This window comes from Vibrio sp. PSi01 (assembly GCF_054960695.1).
Genome location: NZ_JBHNYN010000008.1, coordinates 46,653 through 62,415, shown reverse-complemented (window position 1 = coordinate 62,415; position 15,763 = coordinate 46,653). Strand labels below are relative to the sequence as shown.

Sequence of the window (15,763 nt, the reverse complement as noted above, 5' to 3'; positions counted from 1 at the left end):
TCAGCTAAAGGTCTAAGATAAGAGCCTTCAGCCGAGCTATTAAAATAGAAAATATCTTTGAGCCATTGGCAGTTCTTCAGCAGGTTCACACGTAAGCAGCTCGCCATCAGCGCGCACTTGATAAGTCTGAGAGTCGACCTCAATCTTCGGCATCCAATCGTTAAGCTTCATGTCAGCTTTACTGATGTTTCGGCAGTTGCTCACTACGCCAATCAAACTCTGCAGCCCCAACTGCTTATCGATGTTCTGCGCCTTGGCTTCCTTGGAAACAAACAACATCGATGTGTTCTGACACGCCTTGCCATAGCTACCAAACATAGAGCGATAGTGAACTGGCTGAGGGGTTGGGATAGAAGCATTGGGATCACCCATTGGTGCCATGGCGATCATGCCGCCTTTCAAAATCACGCTTGGTTTCACACCAAAGAAAGCGGGCTTCCACAACACTAAGTCTGCTAATTTTCCGGCTTCGATAGAACCGATTTCATGAGACATACCATGAGTAATCGCAGGGTTGATGGTGTACTTAGCGACATAACGTCTTAGACGGAAGTTATCGCTGTAGTCTGAATCTTCTTTTAGGCTACCGCGCTGAACTTTCATCTTGTGCGCGGTTTGCCAAGTTCGAGTTATTACTTCACCCACTCGCCCCATCGCTTGAGAATCCGAAGCGATCATAGAAAACGCACCTAAATCATGAAGAATGTCTTCAGCGGCAATGGTTTCACGACGAATACGCGACTCGGCGAACGCCACATCTTCAGCAATAGACGGGGAAAGGTGGTGACATACCATCAACATGTCCAAATGCTCATCGACGGTGTTTATGGTGTAAGGTCGTGTAGGGTTAGTCGAAGAAGGCAGAACATTCGGTTCACCTGCAGCACGAATAATATCAGGAGCGTGACCACCACCCGCACCTTCGGTGTGATATGTATGAATCACGCGGTCACCGATTGCGCCAAGTGTCGATTCAACAAAACCAGATTCATTCAGAGTGTCGGTATGAATCGCAACTTGTACGTCCATCTCGTCAGCAACACTTAAGCAGGTATCGATTGAAGCGGGGGTTGTTCCCCAGTCTTCGTGCAACTTCAAACCGACTGCACCTGCTGCGACTTGTTCGCGTAGAGCTTCTGGCTGACTTGCATTACCTTTACCTAACAAACCAAAGTTCATTGGGAATTGATCGAGTGATTCCAACATGCGGTGCATGTTCCAAGGCCCTGGCGTACATGTGGTTGCGTTAGTACCCGTATTTGGCCCAGTGCCACCGCCAATCATGGTGGTAACACCTGAAGCTAGCGCTTCTTCAATTTGTTGCGGGCAGATAAAGTGGATGTGTGAATCAATGCCACCAGCCGTCAGAATAGAGCCTTCACCGGCTAAAATTTCGGTGCCTGGGCCAATCACAATATCAACACCCGGTTGAACATCTGGGTTGCCCGCTTTACCTAATGCCTGAACTCGGCCATCTTTAATTGCGACATCGGCTTTCACGATGCCCCAGTAGTCTAATACGATGGCGTTGGTAATCACCAAATCCGGTGTCTCAGCACTTGGACGTTGGCTTTGCCCTTGTCCATCACGGATGACTTTGCCACCGCCGAATTTCACTTCGTCGCCGTAAACGGTGTAATCTTTTTCAACTTCTAACCATAAATCGGTGTCAGCAAGACGCACTCGGTCTCCAACTGTTGGCCCGAACATTTCGGCGTAAGCCTGTCTGGATATCGTCGCCATGATCAATCCTTTGTTGTTTTAATTATTTCCGTGAGGAGCTCTTAAAGCTTGCCCATCACCTTTCCTTGGAAGCCGTAAATTTCTAACTTACCGGCATAACGTACTAACTCGACGCTACGCGACTGACCCGGCTCGAATCGAGTTGCAGTGCCCGCAGGGATATTGAGTCGAAAGCCTTTAGTGGTTTCTCTATCAAAGATCAGCGAAGGATTTGCTTCATAGAAGTGGTAATGAGAGCCAATTTGAATAGGACGATCGCCAATGTTTTGAACTTTAACTGACGTTGTCTCGCGACCTTCATTTAAGGTGATGTCACCGGGAGCGGTTTCTACTTTGCCGGGAACGAAACCTGAGTATTTTTTTGTGGAACCAGCCATCTTACTTCTCCCTACACGATAGGTTCATGAACGGTCACCAACTTGGTGCCATCAGGAAAAGTGGCTTCGACTTGTACATCAGGGATCATGGAAGGGATCCCCTCCATAACGTCATCGACAGTAAGAAGTGTGCGTCCAAAATCCATCAACTCTGAAACGGTTTTACCCTCGCGGGCACCTTCGAGAATGGCACTGCTGATCAGTGCAATAGATTCTGGATAGTTGAGTTTTAAGCCTTTTTGTTTGCGCTGCTGTGCCAGCATTCCTGCACAGAAGATAAGTAGCTTATCTTTTTCTCTTGGTGTTAATTCCATTTAGCCGCCCGCTGTTAGTGTTGTTTTCTTAGTGCTCAAAAACGGATGAGCAGTAAGTGGGATTCAAACACAGCAAGCTTTAAAAAATGTACCGAGGGCCGGAAGTCGCCCTCGGTACAAAAAGGGCTAATCGCTAAGTCGCCCAAATCCTTGGTAAATCAGGAGTCTTACCACACAAATGAGAGCGAGTTGCTTGCCATATCTGACCAAAGGCTTGGAGGATGTCTTCACTCCAATTACCCAAGGCTCGCACCACAATCAATCCCTCTATTTGCGTCGCACCCATTATTAATGTGGGCTCATTCGGCACTTTCGATGTGACTGATTGCTGTGAAGCTTGCTGTGTAATAGATAAGAGCAAGCTCTGTACCAACTCTAAATCTTGCTTCTCATTTAACGTAAGATAAAAGGTTCCCATCATTGAGAAATCAAGTAACCCCATATTTATCATTAACTTATCGCCACCATGAAAATTAAAACCTTCAGTGAGAAGCCTTTGATTATCAAGATAGATTTCTGTTTTCCCTACAAGGTGACCATGCTCAAATCCCTCATTCTGTGCAGGTCGCCCAAAACAGTGCATCTCCCAACCCCAAAACTGTGCGCCCTTTTCTAGCCGAATTTCAGTGTCTAAACGTACGTGTGCATTAGGGAAAAAAATGTTCTCTTGCGGCATCCATTCCAAGCGTGCATCTTTCTTCACTCGCAAGGTCTGCTTCTGCTTGGCGTACTTATTATTAGAACGATAAAACTTAGTGGCACCGGGGGTGGTAATTAGCGCATGAGCGCCACTTTCTATGGTCGCTTCAATGTTGAGAGTGTCACCACCTACTACTCCGCCGGGGGGATGGAGTAAGTAGGTGTGACACGTTTCCCCATCAGGATACAAGGGGCGTTGCACCGCAAGCGGACCAGACTGCTGACGATTCTTTAAAACGGTTTTATCACCACGGTCGACAAAGGTGAGGTTTAAGCTCGCCTGCCAGCCGTCTCGAATATCTTGTTCAATGGTTTCATTCAGAGACAAAGCCTCGGTTAGAGAAGCGTCCCTTTCTTCGCTCAAAGAAAATAAAGCACTCATACGGTCAGGTACTCCTTGATCAAGGATTCATTGAGCCCTTTCATTTCTCCTTCCGCGACCTGACGTCCACGGTCAAGAATGCAGAAGCGATCACCAACCTTTCTCGCAAATGGTAGCTTTTGCTCTACAAGCAGAACCGTGAGTCCCATCTTCTCGTTAAGCATACGAATGATGTCGCCAATCTCTTGCACGATATTGGGCTGAATACCTTCTGTCGGTTCATCCAAGATCAATAGCTTAGGGTTAACCACCAACGCACGACCAATCGCGAGCTGTTGTTGCTGACCACCAGATAAGTCGCCACCACGTCGATGCAGCATCTCTTTTAATACAGGGAAGATATCGAAGATAAATTCTGGGATCTTACGGTCACCCTTGTCGCGAATCGGCAAACCGACTTCTAGATTTTCTTGCACAGTAAGCATCGGAAAGATCTGACGTCCCTGCGGCACATAACCGATTCCTTGGCGAGCACGATCTTCGGCATCGGTTTTCAAAAGCGATTCACCCGATAACGAAATGTCACCACTTTTGACTTTAACTAGCCCCATGATGCATTGCAGAAGAGTCGTTTTACCAACGCCATTGCGTCCCATCAATACCGTGCATTTGCCTTCTGGGATCTGCATGTCTAAATCCCACAATGTGTGGCTCTCACCGTAATATTGATTAACTGATTTAACCTCTAGCATCCTATTCTCCGAGATAAACTTGTTTAACTTCAGGGTGAGCTTGCACTTGATCCATGGTGCCTTCGGCCAACACGTGACCTTGATGAAGTACGGTGACATGGCTAGCGATTGAACGAACGAAATCCATATCGTGTTCAACCACGACTACAGAGTGTTTGCCTGCCAGTGAGTTAAGTAACTCCGATGTACGATCCATCTCTTGGTGAGTCATACCTGCAACGGGCTCATCCACCAGTAACAGCTTGGGGTTCTGCATCAATAACATGCCGATCTCTAACCACTGCTTTTGTCCGTGAGAGAGATTGCCAGCCAAGTTGGCGGCTTCGTCTTTTAGGTGAATAAGTTCAAGTACCGAGGTGAGCTTGTCCTTCTGCTCACCAGACATCACCGCAGTGAAAGTAGACCAAACAGAGCGGTCGCCCGCCATGGCTAATTCAAGGTTTTGCCAAACGGTTAGACATTCAATCACGGTCGGTTTTTGAAACTTACGCCCAACTCCAGCATTGGCAATTTCTGCTTCATTCATCTTCAATAAGTTAATGTTCGAGCCTAACCACACATCACCAGTATCTGGCTTTGTTTTACCCGTAATGATATCCATCATAGTGGTTTTACCCGCGCCATTAGGACCGATGATGCAGCGCAGTTCGCCTTCTTTGATATAAAGATTGAGGTCGTTGATCGCTTGGAAACCATCGAAGTTTTTGTTAACGCCTTCCACGTACAACAACACGTTATGACGGGTATCGATGGCAGGATGAACATCAGGCTTGAGGTAATCAAAGACTTCGTCTCGGCGAGTGAAGGCTTGAACCGATTCCTTAACGTTACTAAATGTGGTCATACGATCACCTCCTTGTTTTCTGACTGATCATCCTTATCTGATTTTCCTTGTCCCTTGCCTCGTGAACCCGACGCCTTACGCAGTTGTTGCCATTTCTCGCTAACAAAGCCAATCACACCTTGTGGGAAGTACATGGTTGAAAGTACAAATAGACCACCTAGGGCGAATAACCACACCTCTGGGAATTCAACCGTAAACCAACTCTTGGCGTAGTTGATGATCAGGGCACCAACGATGGCACCAAACAGAGTGGCACGACCACCCAAGGCAACCCAAACCACTATCTCAATCGAGTTAAGCGGAGCAAACTCTCCCGGGTTGATGATACCGACTTGAGGCACATATAAAGCACCAGCAATACCCGCGATAACCGCAGACAGAACGAAGACCCACAGCTTGATACCATCGACGTCGTAACCCATGAATCGAGTGCGAGATTCAGTATCACGAATCGCTAAAGCCACTCGCCCTAATCGACTGGTCACCACCATGCGACACGCGATGTAGCTGAGGATTAGCGCAATACCAGTCGCAACAAACAGACCTATCTTGACTGCATCACTTTGCAAGCTCAGACCGATGATGTCTTTAAAGTCCGTCAATCCATTGTTACCACCAAAGCCCATTTCGTTGCGGAAAAACGCCAGCATCAATGCGTAAGTTAACGCTTGAGTCATGATAGAAAGATACACCCCTGACACTCGAGAACGGAAAGCCAGATAACCGAACAAATAAGCCAATGCGCCCGGTACCAACACCACCATTAGGCAGGCGAACCAGAACTGATCAAAGCCCTGCCAGAACCATGGCAACGCCGACCAATCAAGAAACACCATGAAGTCAGGTAGGATTGGGTCACCATATACCCCACGGTCACCAATCTGGCGCATTAAGTACATGCCCATCGCATAGCCACCAAGCGCAAAGAAAGCGCCATGGCCTAGACTCAAGATTCCGAGGTAGCCCCACACAAGATCGAGCGCCAACGCCAACATTGCGTAACTCAGGTATTTGCCCATTAATGAGATTGTAAAAGTCTCAACATGAAGCGGGTGTCCACTTGGCAACATGGTGTTAGCCAGCGGAATAAGAATGACGGCCGCAAGAATGGCAAGGATGGTCAGTTGACCACCTTTGTCACCACGCATCGCCGAAAGTACAAATGATTTAGACTGCATGATGTTGTCCTTAACCTTCAGCCGCACGGCCACGTTGCGGGAATAGTCCGCGTGGACGTTTTTGAATAAACAGAATGATGAAAACCAGTACTAGGATCTTGGCGAGAACCGCACCAGCCCATGGTTCTAAAATCTTATTAAATAAGCCAAGGCTGAGCCCTGCGACTAGTGTGCCCCATAAATTGCCAACCCCGCCAAACACCACCACCATGAAAGAATCAATGATGTACGCCTGCCCCATATTTGGGCCAACGTTAGTCAGTTGAGAAAGCGCTACACCCGCAACACCTGCGACGCCAGAGCCTAAACCGAAGGTCATCGCATCAACACGTTCCGATCGAATCCCCATCGCACGAGCCATACCACGGTTTTGAGAAACGGCACGAACCTGAAGGCCTAACGGTGTCTTTTTCAGAACCATCAATAACCCCATAAACACCAAGCCACAGAACAAGATGATGTAAAGACGGTTATAAGTCAGCGATAGCATAGGATTCAATTGAAGCGCACCAGACATCCATTCAGGTGTACTCACTGATCGGTTCAGCGGAGAGAAAATAGAGCGAACGGCTTGCTGTAAGATTAAGCTGATACCAAAGGTGGCGAGCAAGGTTTCTAATGGACGCCCATAAAGGTGACGAATCACGCTTCGCTCAATCGCAATACCCACTAAGCCCGAAACGATGAATGCTGCAGGAATAGAAAGTATTAGCGCTAAACCAATATGATTCGGCATCAGAAGTTGCAATACATAGGTGGTGTAAGCGCCAATCATGATCAGCTCACCATGAGCCATGTTGATAACGCCCATCACACCAAAGGTGATCGCTAAGCCAATGCCCGCTAGTACCAATACCGAACCTAAACTCAAGCCAAAGAATACGGTTTCAACACCTGAGTACAGAGCTTGGCTTTGTTGATAATCGTCCATCGCACGCTCTGTTGCAGCCAAAATGCTTGGTTCTTGCTCACCGTTAAGTAGTTGGTTCAGTGTTTTTAGAACGACTGAATGCTTAAAGTCGCCCACTCGTTCAATCGATGTTACTCGAGCTTCAGTTGTTGCACTGTTATCAAGCGAGGTAAAAATAGCTAATGACAAATCCATTAGTTCAGCGACTTTACCATCGGTCTCATTTTCTCTAAGTTCGGATAAACGATCGATGATAGTGGCATCCTTAGTTCCCAGTAGATCGAGAACCGCTTGATAACGCACATCTGGGTTACTGCTATTTAATCCAATAGAGGCAATTTCACCCCGTAAGATCCCGCGAAGTTTGTTGTTTACGCGCACCTTTTTAAACAGCTTAGCATTGTCGATATTGAGAGTTGATTCATCCCATACAGACTGAGCTGAAGTGGCTGTTTTGGTGTTTTGAATGAGATAGAGCTGTTTATAATGTTCGTTTTTTTTATCATTGAAGTAATAGAGATTGCCGTTTAACCATCCATCTAAAATAGCCTTCGACACGTCTTCCGTTTGTGTCTCAATGATCCAATCGATGGCTAGCTCTTTATCCGATGTTTTTTTACCAACTAGCGCCTTGGTAAAGCTAGCTTCATCCGTTATTCCAGCAAAAGCCAACTGAGCACTGATAGCCATGAGCAACAGCGCCTTAAATACGTTTAATACGTTCTTCATCCCTGCTTCCTTAACCAACAAGTTAGATATTGTTATTTTTTACTTGGTGGATGTTTGGATAGTTGTTGTGACTTGAAACTAATTTGAGCCTTCTCTTTCGTTGCGCCTCCATGCAGAAGCACTCTTCCCTAAAGAGAAGGCTCAATATTCATAGCTAGTAGTTACCGGTAATAGCTAACACCCAGTAACGAAAGCTGATAACCAGTAACGAAAGCTGATAACCAGTAACTAGTTATCAGCTAAGAGCGAATAACTCTAGTTACCACCAGAACACTTTTTAGTTTCAACGTTGAACGCACCACATGAGAATGGCTTAGACCAACTAGAGAATAGTTTTGCTGATTCAGGTAAGTAGTTAGACCAAGCATCACCTGCAACAAGGCCTGTGGTTTCCCAAACGATGTCAAACTGGCCATCATCTTGAATCTCACCAATCAATACAGGTTTAGTTATGTGGTGGTTTGGTAGCATGGTTGAGTAGCCACCAGATAGGTTTGGAACAGACACACCAATCAATGCATCTTGCACCGCTTCAGCATCGGTTGTGCCCGCATTAGTCACAGCTTGAGCCCACATATTGAAACCAATATAGTGTGCTTCCATCGGGTCATTCGTTACACGTTTGTCACTCTTAATGAATGACTGCCATGTTTCAACGAACTCTTCATTGACTTCGGTATCGACGCTCATGAAATAGTTCCATGCCGCTAAGTGACCCACTAGAGGTTCAGTATCCATGCCCGATAGCTCTTCTTCGCCAACCGAGAATGCAATCACTGGAATGTCTTCAGATGAAACACCTTGAGCACCAAGCTCTTTATAGAAAGGTACGTTTGCATCGCCATTCACAGTAGATACAACGGCGGTTTTCTTACCAGCTTCACCAAACTTCTTGATATCTGAAACAATAGATTGCCAATCAGAATGACCAAACGGTGTGTAGTTGATCATGATGTCTTCTTCTGCGACACCTTTACTTTTTAGGTAGGCCTCTAAGATCTTATTGGTGGTACGTGGATAAACGTAATCGGTACCTGCAAGCACCCAACGTTCCACTTCAAGTTCATCCATTAAGTAATCAACGGCAGGAATCGCTTGTTGGTTTGGCGCAGCACCGGTGTAGAAAACGTTTTTAGAGGACTCTTCGCCTTCATACTGTACTGGGTAGAAAAGGATGCTGTTTAGCTCTTCAAAAACTGGCAGCATGGATTTACGTGATACCGATGTCCAACCACCAAATACCACATCCACTTTTTCTTTCTCGATAAGCTCACGTGCTTTCTCAGCAAACAACGGCCAGTTTGACGCAGGGTCAACAACTACAGGCTCAAGCTTCTTACCAAGTAAGCCACCTTTTTTGTTTTGCTCGTCGATGAGCATAAGAACGGTATCTTTTAGCGTTGTTTCACTGATCGCCATAGTGCCTGACAATGAATGTAGAACGCCGACTTTAATGGTATCGTCAGCCGCAAGCACTGTTGCAGAAGAAAATGAAAGTGTTGTACACAGTGCAGCTAGCGATAAATTGAACACCTTGTTCATGATTGTTACTCCATAGTTGTATTTTTGTTATTCAATTACAGAGTTACAAGAAGAGTGCCAAACTTAAAACATAACCAACAAAGTTTTAAGCCTTTGTATTTAATAGTACTTTAACTAAGTTAACACCAATGCAGTGCATAGCGACAAGGTTACTATGTTTCATGCTGGTGCAGTGACGATAAGATTGAACCAAGATGACACACGCATATTCGCTAAATACAAAAAAGGCCCAATATTTTCATACTAGACCTACAAAAAACACCTCAGATTATCGTCTTGCCATTGAGAGGTAAGACTATTCGGCTTGTTGAAACTCGAATTTCACTCTCGACTTAGATTTAAGCTCGTTACAATCACCATTGCAGAAATAGCTCGCAGCCCCACAAGCTTGAAGCTTCTCTAATTGGCTGCTGCACTCAGGACAAAAGCCCACTTTTGTAAAGTGATCTTGGCAGCTTTCACAGTGGTATTTACCATCCCAGCTAAGTTCTGACTGGCATTTAGGGCAGATATTTTCACTCATAGGAAATCCTAACTTTTTACTTTCAGTACTAATAAGCAATCTACTCTTTCTTCGCCTTGGCTTGCTTGATTTGATACATGCTTTTGTCAGCTGACGCAATCAACTGATCGAGCCCTTTAGGCGACTTTTCACAAGCAATCCCAACACTGACTGAAAACTGAACGCCATTAATATAGAGAGCTTTATCCAACGCTTTTTCTAAGCTGTGATAAAAGTCTGACACTTTTTGTTCGGTATCAAAGCAAGAAAACACTACAAACTCGTCACCGCCGTAACGACCTACCTTGGCACATGCCGTAGTCGCTTCATCGAGAACTTTTGCAACGGCTAACAGAACATCATCGCCAAAGCTATGGCCATACGTATCGTTGATTAACTTGAATTTATCAACATCAACAAACAGGCAGGCCATCACTTTGTCCGCAAAACATCGTTTAACTAAAACCTTCTTAGCTTCACTTAACAATGCTCGGCGGTTCAAGCAATGCGTCAGCGAATCATGACTGGCAAAAAAGTTGAGTTGATTCTCTAGCTCGTATTTCTCTAGCGCTACTGAATACAAAGAAGCAAGCAGCTCCAAGATCTCGAGTTCAAATTCATGAGGTTCTGAAATGCATCGGCTGTAAATCGCAAATGTACCTAGCACGTGGCCATGCGAAGAGATGATGGGCACCGACCAACAAGCGTGTAAGTTGGCTTGATTGGTCAAGGTTAAGAAAGGCGCCCAATTTGAGTGAGTATTAATATCAGAGACCATAACAGCTTTCTTAAGCGCAGCAGCCTCTCCACAAGAACCAATACCAACGCCAATTCCAATACCTTCTATCTGCTGATTATAAAAATCGGGCAAGTTAGGCGCGCATTCGATGTGTAAAGTGTTCGACTTTGAGTTAAGCAGTAATATTGAGGCCATACGTTGCCCAAAAAGCTGCTCTGTAAGCTGAATGATCTTATGGTTTAAATCCTTACGATCCATTCCAAGTGCAAGCTTTCGAAGCAAACGATTCACTGCTCGGTGGCCTTCTAATAAAAATTGTTGTTCCATTCACTAAAGCTTTCAATTGTGTAGTCGGGTGCAGCCTGTTCTTATGCAAGCTTGCTGTTGGTTAATAATAACACACTAAATAACCACAACACACAATCGAAGATCATAGGTTGATCTTTTGCTTTATCTATTTTGATCAGCGATCTACCCCAAAAAGAATATTTATATCACCACACACCGAAAGCATAAGTTACATGTGCTGCATTTCAATTTTAAATGGTTATTTATTTTGATAATTACATATAAAAACAGGTTAAACAGAATAAGTAATTTCGATCTGTAACCGAAATCATCGAATTACATGCGTTAGCATTTCAATATGTTGCTCATCTAGCTGAGTTAACTTAACCGATAACGCCCCAAGCTCTGAAGTATTATCTATGTGAGTACCACCACACGGAATCGACACTAAAGTATCGCTATCCAATTGCCATTCCCAATAGCGAGAGTCTGTTAATGCCTCGCCTTCCAATCTCATTGCCACTGGCGTCGAATCTGCGAGCCAACCTTTAATCATCTGATTGATGTCAGCTTCGATACCATCAATATTGGTTAGCATATCTGCTACGTTCAAACCACGCTTCTTCAGGGTTTTGCCCAAACGATACTTATCAGTACACAACTCAGGAGTCACAAAGCTAGTCACTTGTGCGTAGCTATTAAAGTCGTAACTGCCGAGCGGATCTTTTCTGTCGGCATCTTTCCGCCAGTAGCTCTCAGCCAATACTTTATTCAACGCTAAGAAAGCAATGTGGCCAGCACTGTGACCTCGGCTCAAACTGGCTTGGTACTCTTTATCAACCGACAACAGCACTTCATCGTTAACATTAATCATAGAAACTAATACAGGTAGCTGGTGGACAACCACAAACGCCCAGCCTTCCGTATCACGTTTAACAGGAATATCGGCTGCGATGTGAAGTTTTCCAGTAGATTGTTCTATTGCACCAACAAGGCAGTCTTCCACAGGATATTGCTCGTTACCAACATTGACGAAGCCTTGGTCTGCTGGGTGATCGGGCCAAATATGACTCACAGGATGAAAAGGCGTCACATCAGTGATCAGGTAAGTTTTACTGCTGTCGCTTTCTACATACAGCGCTTTCGCCGTAAGTTGCCACGCTTTATGACAAAATTGAGTAATGGTTGGTGGGATTGCTTCAGCTTGTGTAATCAAATCGCTAGTGGTCATATTGTTCTTCTTTTGAAATCGAGTCTGATTCGTTAAGCCACAGCGAAACAAAAATGTGTCTTTGTGGCTTAACGTGAATTTTGCTTAAAAAAATACCCGAGACAGGCTCGGGTATCAAATCTATTGGAAAGGTTTACTTACGACCTTTAACCATGCTCATCATGCGCTTACGTTTACGTTCTTGAGAGATTGTCAGCTTGTTTGTTTTCGCTTCAAATGGGTTCTCGCTGTTCTGGAATTGAATGCGAATAGGTGTACCCATAATCTCTAGTGAACGACGATAGTAGTTCATCAAGAATCGCTTGTATGAATCTGGCAAGTTGCGAACTTGGTTACCGTGGATAACGATAATAGGTGGGTTGTAGCCACCAGCGTGCGCGTATTTCAGTTTCACACGACGGCCACGAACCATAGGCGGTTGGTGATCATCGGTTGCCATTTTCATGATACGAGTTAGCACAGAAGTACCAACACGAGTCGTTGCTGACTTGTAAGCCTCTTGAACAGACTCAAACAAGTGACCAACGCCTGTACCATGAAGTGCAGAAATAAAGTGAATACGTGCGAAATCAACGAAACCTAAACGACGGTCTAATTCTTTCTTAACGCGATCTTTAACGTCGTTATCTAGGCCATCCCATTTGTTTACTGCAATAACAATTGAACGACCCGCGTTCAATGCAAAGCCTAACAAGCTTAGATCTTGATCGGAGATGTTTTCGCGAGCATCGATAAGCAGCAATACAACGTTTGCATCTTCAATCGCTTTCAGTGTTTTAACCACTGAGAACTTCTCAACCGTTTCGTTGATATTTTTACGACGACGAACACCCGCAGTATCAATTAGAACGTATTCACGCTCATCACGCTGCATTGGAATGTAGATAGAGTCGCGGGTTGTGCCCGGCATATCGTAAACAACAACACGTTCTTCACCAAGAATACGGTTAGTTAATGTTGATTTACCTACGTTAGGACGGCCAATGATCGCTAGCTTGATCGGTTGATCTTGAAGGCGCTTGAATTCTTCTTCCGCTTCTTCTTCAGTGAAATCAACTTGCTCTTCTTCTTCGTCTTCAAACTCAGTCAAATCGCTTACTTCGCCATTCTCAGCTTTAAGCGCTTCCGCAAATGGGTTAAGAGCAAGATCAATCAACGCTGTTACACCACGACCGTGCGCAGCAGCGATCTGATACATGTCTTCTACACCTAGTTGCCAGAAGTCAGCACTTGCCGCATCAGGGTCAATACCATCAACCTTGTTTACTACTAGCATTGAAGGCTTTTCTAGTTGACGAAGGTGCTTAGCAATCGCTACGTCTGAAGGTGTTAGACCAGCACGGCCATCTACCATAAATAGAACGACATCAGCTTCATCAATCGCCGCTAGCGACTGTTCAGCCATTTTAGTTTCAACACCTTCTTCGGTACCGTCGATACCACCAGTGTCAATAACAATAAAGTCATGCTCGCTAAAATGAGCATGACCGTATTTACGGTCACGCGTTAAGCCAGGAAAATCCGCAACCAATGCATCACGAGTTCGAGTCAATCGGTTAAATAACGTAGATTTACCTACGTTCGGACGCCCTACTAGAGCAACAACAGGTACCATAACAACCTCTACAATTTCTTCTCTAAATGTAGTTATAGGTAAGCACTTGTTCGCAAGTTTAAACTCTTACCTATAACCACACGGTTTATTAATTTTTAACAACAAAACGGCTCCTGGCTGTTACCAACCAGGAGCCGACTGTGAATTGTATCACGCTTTTATTGGCTAATCGTTAGTTTCTTTACATCGCCATTGCGAGTCGTCACTAAGTAGCCTTCAGGCAATTCAATTGGTGCAACCGCAAAGCCGCTATCATCGACTAACTGTTGAGCAACAAACTCACCAGATGAACGATCTAACCAGTGCAGATAACCTTCGGTGTCACCCACGACAACATAACCATTAATAATAGCAGGTGCTGTCAGTAAGCGGTTTTCTAACAATGGAGTGCTCCAAAGTTCAGTACCACTACGAGCATCAACTGCAACCACATGGTCTTTATCGGTAACCACAAACAAACGACTGCCATCACTCGCGAGATCAATCGCTGACGAATAGTTACGTTTCCAAATTGGCTTGCCAGCTCGAAGATCGATAGCAATCAATTGACCATTGATACCAACGGTATACAAAGTACCACCAAGAACAACTGGAGATGCATCAACATCCACTAAGCGATCAATTTCCGTTGCGCCTTTTGGCGTACCTACTGGCTGTTGCCAAATAAGCTGGCCACGGTCAACAATAGCGGCAGCTAGACGACCATTTGCCGTACCCCAGAAAACACCACCAGAAACAGCAACAGGCGTACTGTCACCACGGAGTGTTAGGCTTGGAACTTCAGTGCTGATTGTCCACTTTTGCTCACCGGTCTCTTGGTCTAGAGCAATCATCATGCCGCGACTAGTATGAACCAGTACCATATTGTTTTCAGTCGCTGGGGATGCAAGCACCTCGCCATTCACTGAAACACGCCATAGCTCTTCACCCGTCGATTCGTCCAACGCGATCATTTCGCCATTCTCAGAACCAACAAATACTTTGCCGTAAGCCGCCGTTAAGCCACCCGATAAACGAGCCAGTACGTCTTTCTCTAGATCGACTTTCCAGAGCTCTTTACCCGTTTCAGGATCAAGCGCTTTAACCAAACCTTCGCGGCTTGCAACAAATACTTTGTCGTACGCCAGTTCTGGCGATAGTTTTGAAAAGTAGTGACCAACACCATCACCAACTGACGTAGACCATTCCTGTTTAGGAGTGAACTCGCTATTTACTGTTGGTACTGGAGCCATAATGACTGTGTCTTCTTCACCCGCACAGCCTGCTAACAGGCCAAGAGCAATCGCACACAACGCCGCTTTGGGAAACATCTTCTTCATTCAAAGCGCCTTATTTAGCTAGGTCGTCAAGTTTGATTTGAAGCGTTTGGCTAGCATCAACAGCTTGCTGTGCTTCTGTGTAAGCACTGTATGCTGCGTCTGTATCGCCTTTACGAAGTGAAATGTCACCACGTAGTTCAGCAACACGGCCTTTCCAGGATTCGTCAGTCATCGCTTCAAGATCAGTCAATGCTGCGTCAAATTCACCTTGCTCAGCTTTGATACGTGCAACACGGTAAGTAAGAAGTGGCGCTAGAGCCGCATCCTTAGTTGCCGATTTTGCCCACTCAAGCTGTTCAAGTGCCGCTGCAAGTTCGCCCGCTTGTACTTGTGCTTTTGCTAGTTGCATAGCAGCAAGAACGGAATACTCAGCGTCTTTATTTGCGTCGATGAAAGCTTGAATGTCAGATTGAGCATCAACGCCCTTAGCATCAAGAGCTGAAATGACAGAGGTGTAGCTTTCTGAAGCAGCTTCACGCGCTTCAAGGACTGAATCTTGGTAATAGCGCCAACCAAATAGACCACCTAAACCAATAACCGCACCAAAGATTACGGCTTTACCGTTCTCTTTCCACCAATCTTTAATGGCTTCAACCTGTTGCTCTTCGCTATCGTAAAGTTCCACTTCCTGTCCTCTTTAATTCTTTAAACGCCAGCAT

At 45.3% G+C, this 15,763-nt stretch carries 15 protein-coding genes; all 15 read right to left on the bottom strand.

The genetic code is table 11. The features are described from left to right. Positions 1-39: 39 nt before the first annotated feature. Complete coding sequence (gene ureC, locus ACFI6G_RS12985) at positions 40-1,743, bottom strand: urease subunit alpha (RefSeq protein WP_010440581.1); 1,704 nt, start codon at positions 1,741-1,743, stop codon at positions 40-42. Between the two features lie 41 nt (positions 1,744-1,784). After that, positions 1,785-2,120 (bottom strand): urease subunit beta, encoded by a 336-nt coding sequence (locus ACFI6G_RS12980; protein WP_010440579.1) that lies wholly within the window; start codon positions 2,118-2,120, stop codon positions 1,785-1,787. 11 nt (positions 2,121-2,131) lie between these two features. After that, positions 2,132-2,434 carry an urease subunit gamma gene (ureA, locus tag ACFI6G_RS12975; protein ID WP_004735119.1) on the bottom strand — a complete coding sequence of 101 codons (303 nt, stop codon included), beginning with the start codon at positions 2,432-2,434 and terminating at the stop codon, positions 2,132-2,134. A 133-nt stretch (positions 2,435-2,567) separates the two neighbouring features. Further along, positions 2,568-3,515 (bottom strand): urease accessory protein UreD, encoded by a 948-nt coding sequence (locus tag ACFI6G_RS12970; protein WP_016789116.1) that lies wholly within the window; start codon positions 3,513-3,515, stop codon positions 2,568-2,570. Next, positions 3,512-4,207: an urea ABC transporter ATP-binding subunit UrtE gene (gene urtE, locus ACFI6G_RS12965; RefSeq protein WP_010440573.1), complete on the bottom strand. Its 696-nt coding sequence runs from the start codon at positions 4,205-4,207 to the stop codon at positions 3,512-3,514. Before urtE ends, ACFI6G_RS12970 begins: the two co-directional genes overlap by 4 nt. Before the next feature lies 1 nt (position 4,208). Next, positions 4,209-5,051, bottom strand: coding sequence for an urea ABC transporter ATP-binding protein UrtD (urtD, locus tag ACFI6G_RS12960; RefSeq protein ID WP_016767142.1), 843 nt, complete (start codon positions 5,049-5,051; stop codon positions 4,209-4,211). Beyond that, the gene (gene urtC, locus ACFI6G_RS12955) at positions 5,048-6,229 is read right to left on the bottom strand and encodes an urea ABC transporter permease subunit UrtC (RefSeq protein WP_016767140.1); all 1,182 of its coding nucleotides are present in this window, start codon (positions 6,227-6,229) and stop codon (positions 5,048-5,050) included. The genes urtD and urtC overlap by 4 nt, the downstream gene beginning before the upstream one ends. A 10-nt stretch (positions 6,230-6,239) precedes the next feature. Then, the gene (gene urtB / locus ACFI6G_RS12950) at positions 6,240-7,868 is read right to left on the bottom strand and encodes an urea ABC transporter permease subunit UrtB (RefSeq protein WP_016789118.1); all 1,629 of its coding nucleotides are present in this window, start codon (positions 7,866-7,868) and stop codon (positions 6,240-6,242) included. Positions 7,869-8,123: 255 nt separating this feature from the next. After that, the gene (urtA, locus tag ACFI6G_RS12945) at positions 8,124-9,410 is read right to left on the bottom strand and encodes an urea ABC transporter substrate-binding protein (protein ID WP_010440568.1); all 1,287 of its coding nucleotides are present in this window, start codon (positions 9,408-9,410) and stop codon (positions 8,124-8,126) included. A 295-nt stretch (positions 9,411-9,705) separates the two neighbouring features. Beyond that, positions 9,706-9,933, bottom strand: coding sequence for a zinc ribbon domain-containing protein (locus ACFI6G_RS12940; RefSeq protein WP_010440564.1), 228 nt, complete (start codon positions 9,931-9,933; stop codon positions 9,706-9,708). Positions 9,934-9,973: 40 nt separating this feature from the next. Then, positions 9,974-10,978 (bottom strand): sensor domain-containing diguanylate cyclase, encoded by a 1,005-nt coding sequence (locus ACFI6G_RS12935; protein WP_016793724.1) that lies wholly within the window; start codon positions 10,976-10,978, stop codon positions 9,974-9,976. Positions 10,979-11,267: 289 nt separating this feature from the next. Then, positions 11,268-12,170 (bottom strand): metal-dependent hydrolase, encoded by a 903-nt coding sequence (locus ACFI6G_RS12930; RefSeq protein WP_016788416.1) that lies wholly within the window; start codon positions 12,168-12,170, stop codon positions 11,268-11,270. Positions 12,171-12,303: 133 nt separating this feature from the next. After that, positions 12,304-13,785, bottom strand: coding sequence for a ribosome biogenesis GTPase Der (der, locus tag ACFI6G_RS12925; RefSeq protein ID WP_010440555.1), 1,482 nt, complete (start codon positions 13,783-13,785; stop codon positions 12,304-12,306). Positions 13,786-13,943: 158 nt separating this feature from the next. Beyond that, on the bottom strand, positions 13,944-15,104 hold the full coding sequence (bamB, locus tag ACFI6G_RS12920; protein ID WP_010440552.1) for an outer membrane protein assembly factor BamB: 1,161 nt from the start codon (positions 15,102-15,104) through the stop codon (positions 13,944-13,946). A gap of 10 nt (positions 15,105-15,114) precedes the next feature. After that, positions 15,115-15,729, bottom strand: coding sequence for a YfgM family protein (locus tag ACFI6G_RS12915; protein WP_010440549.1), 615 nt, complete (start codon positions 15,727-15,729; stop codon positions 15,115-15,117). Positions 15,730-15,763 lie beyond the last annotated feature (34 nt).

Excerpts from the sequence above, each read along its gene's own strand:
- ureC (WP_010440581.1), bottom strand. The coding sequence starts at position 1,743 with ATGGCGACGATATCCAGACAGGCTTACGCCGAAATGTTCGGGCCAACA.
- ACFI6G_RS12980 (WP_010440579.1), bottom strand. The coding sequence starts at position 2,120 with ATGGCTGGTTCCACAAAAAAATACTCAGGTTTCGTTCCCGGCAAAGTA.
- ureA (WP_004735119.1), bottom strand. The coding sequence starts at position 2,434 with ATGGAATTAACACCAAGAGAAAAAGATAAGCTACTTATCTTCTGTGCA.
- ACFI6G_RS12970 (WP_016789116.1), bottom strand. The coding sequence starts at position 3,515 with ATGAGTGCTTTATTTTCTTTGAGCGAAGAAAGGGACGCTTCTCTAACC.
- urtE (WP_010440573.1), bottom strand. The coding sequence starts at position 4,207 with ATGCTAGAGGTTAAATCAGTTAATCAATATTACGGTGAGAGCCACACA.
- urtD (WP_016767142.1), bottom strand. The coding sequence starts at position 5,051 with ATGACCACATTTAGTAACGTTAAGGAATCGGTTCAAGCCTTCACTCGC.
- urtC (WP_016767140.1), bottom strand. The coding sequence starts at position 6,229 with ATGCAGTCTAAATCATTTGTACTTTCGGCGATGCGTGGTGACAAAGGT.
- urtB (WP_016789118.1), bottom strand. The coding sequence starts at position 7,868 with ATGAAGAACGTATTAAACGTATTTAAGGCGCTGTTGCTCATGGCTATC.
- urtA (WP_010440568.1), bottom strand. The coding sequence starts at position 9,410 with ATGAACAAGGTGTTCAATTTATCGCTAGCTGCACTGTGTACAACACTT.
- ACFI6G_RS12940 (WP_010440564.1), bottom strand. The coding sequence starts at position 9,933 with ATGAGTGAAAATATCTGCCCTAAATGCCAGTCAGAACTTAGCTGGGAT.
- ACFI6G_RS12935 (WP_016793724.1), bottom strand. The coding sequence starts at position 10,978 with ATGGAACAACAATTTTTATTAGAAGGCCACCGAGCAGTGAATCGTTTG.
- ACFI6G_RS12930 (WP_016788416.1), bottom strand. The coding sequence starts at position 12,170 with ATGACCACTAGCGATTTGATTACACAAGCTGAAGCAATCCCACCAACC.
- der (WP_010440555.1), bottom strand. The coding sequence starts at position 13,785 with ATGGTACCTGTTGTTGCTCTAGTAGGGCGTCCGAACGTAGGTAAATCT.
- bamB (WP_010440552.1), bottom strand. The coding sequence starts at position 15,104 with ATGAAGAAGATGTTTCCCAAAGCGGCGTTGTGTGCGATTGCTCTTGGC.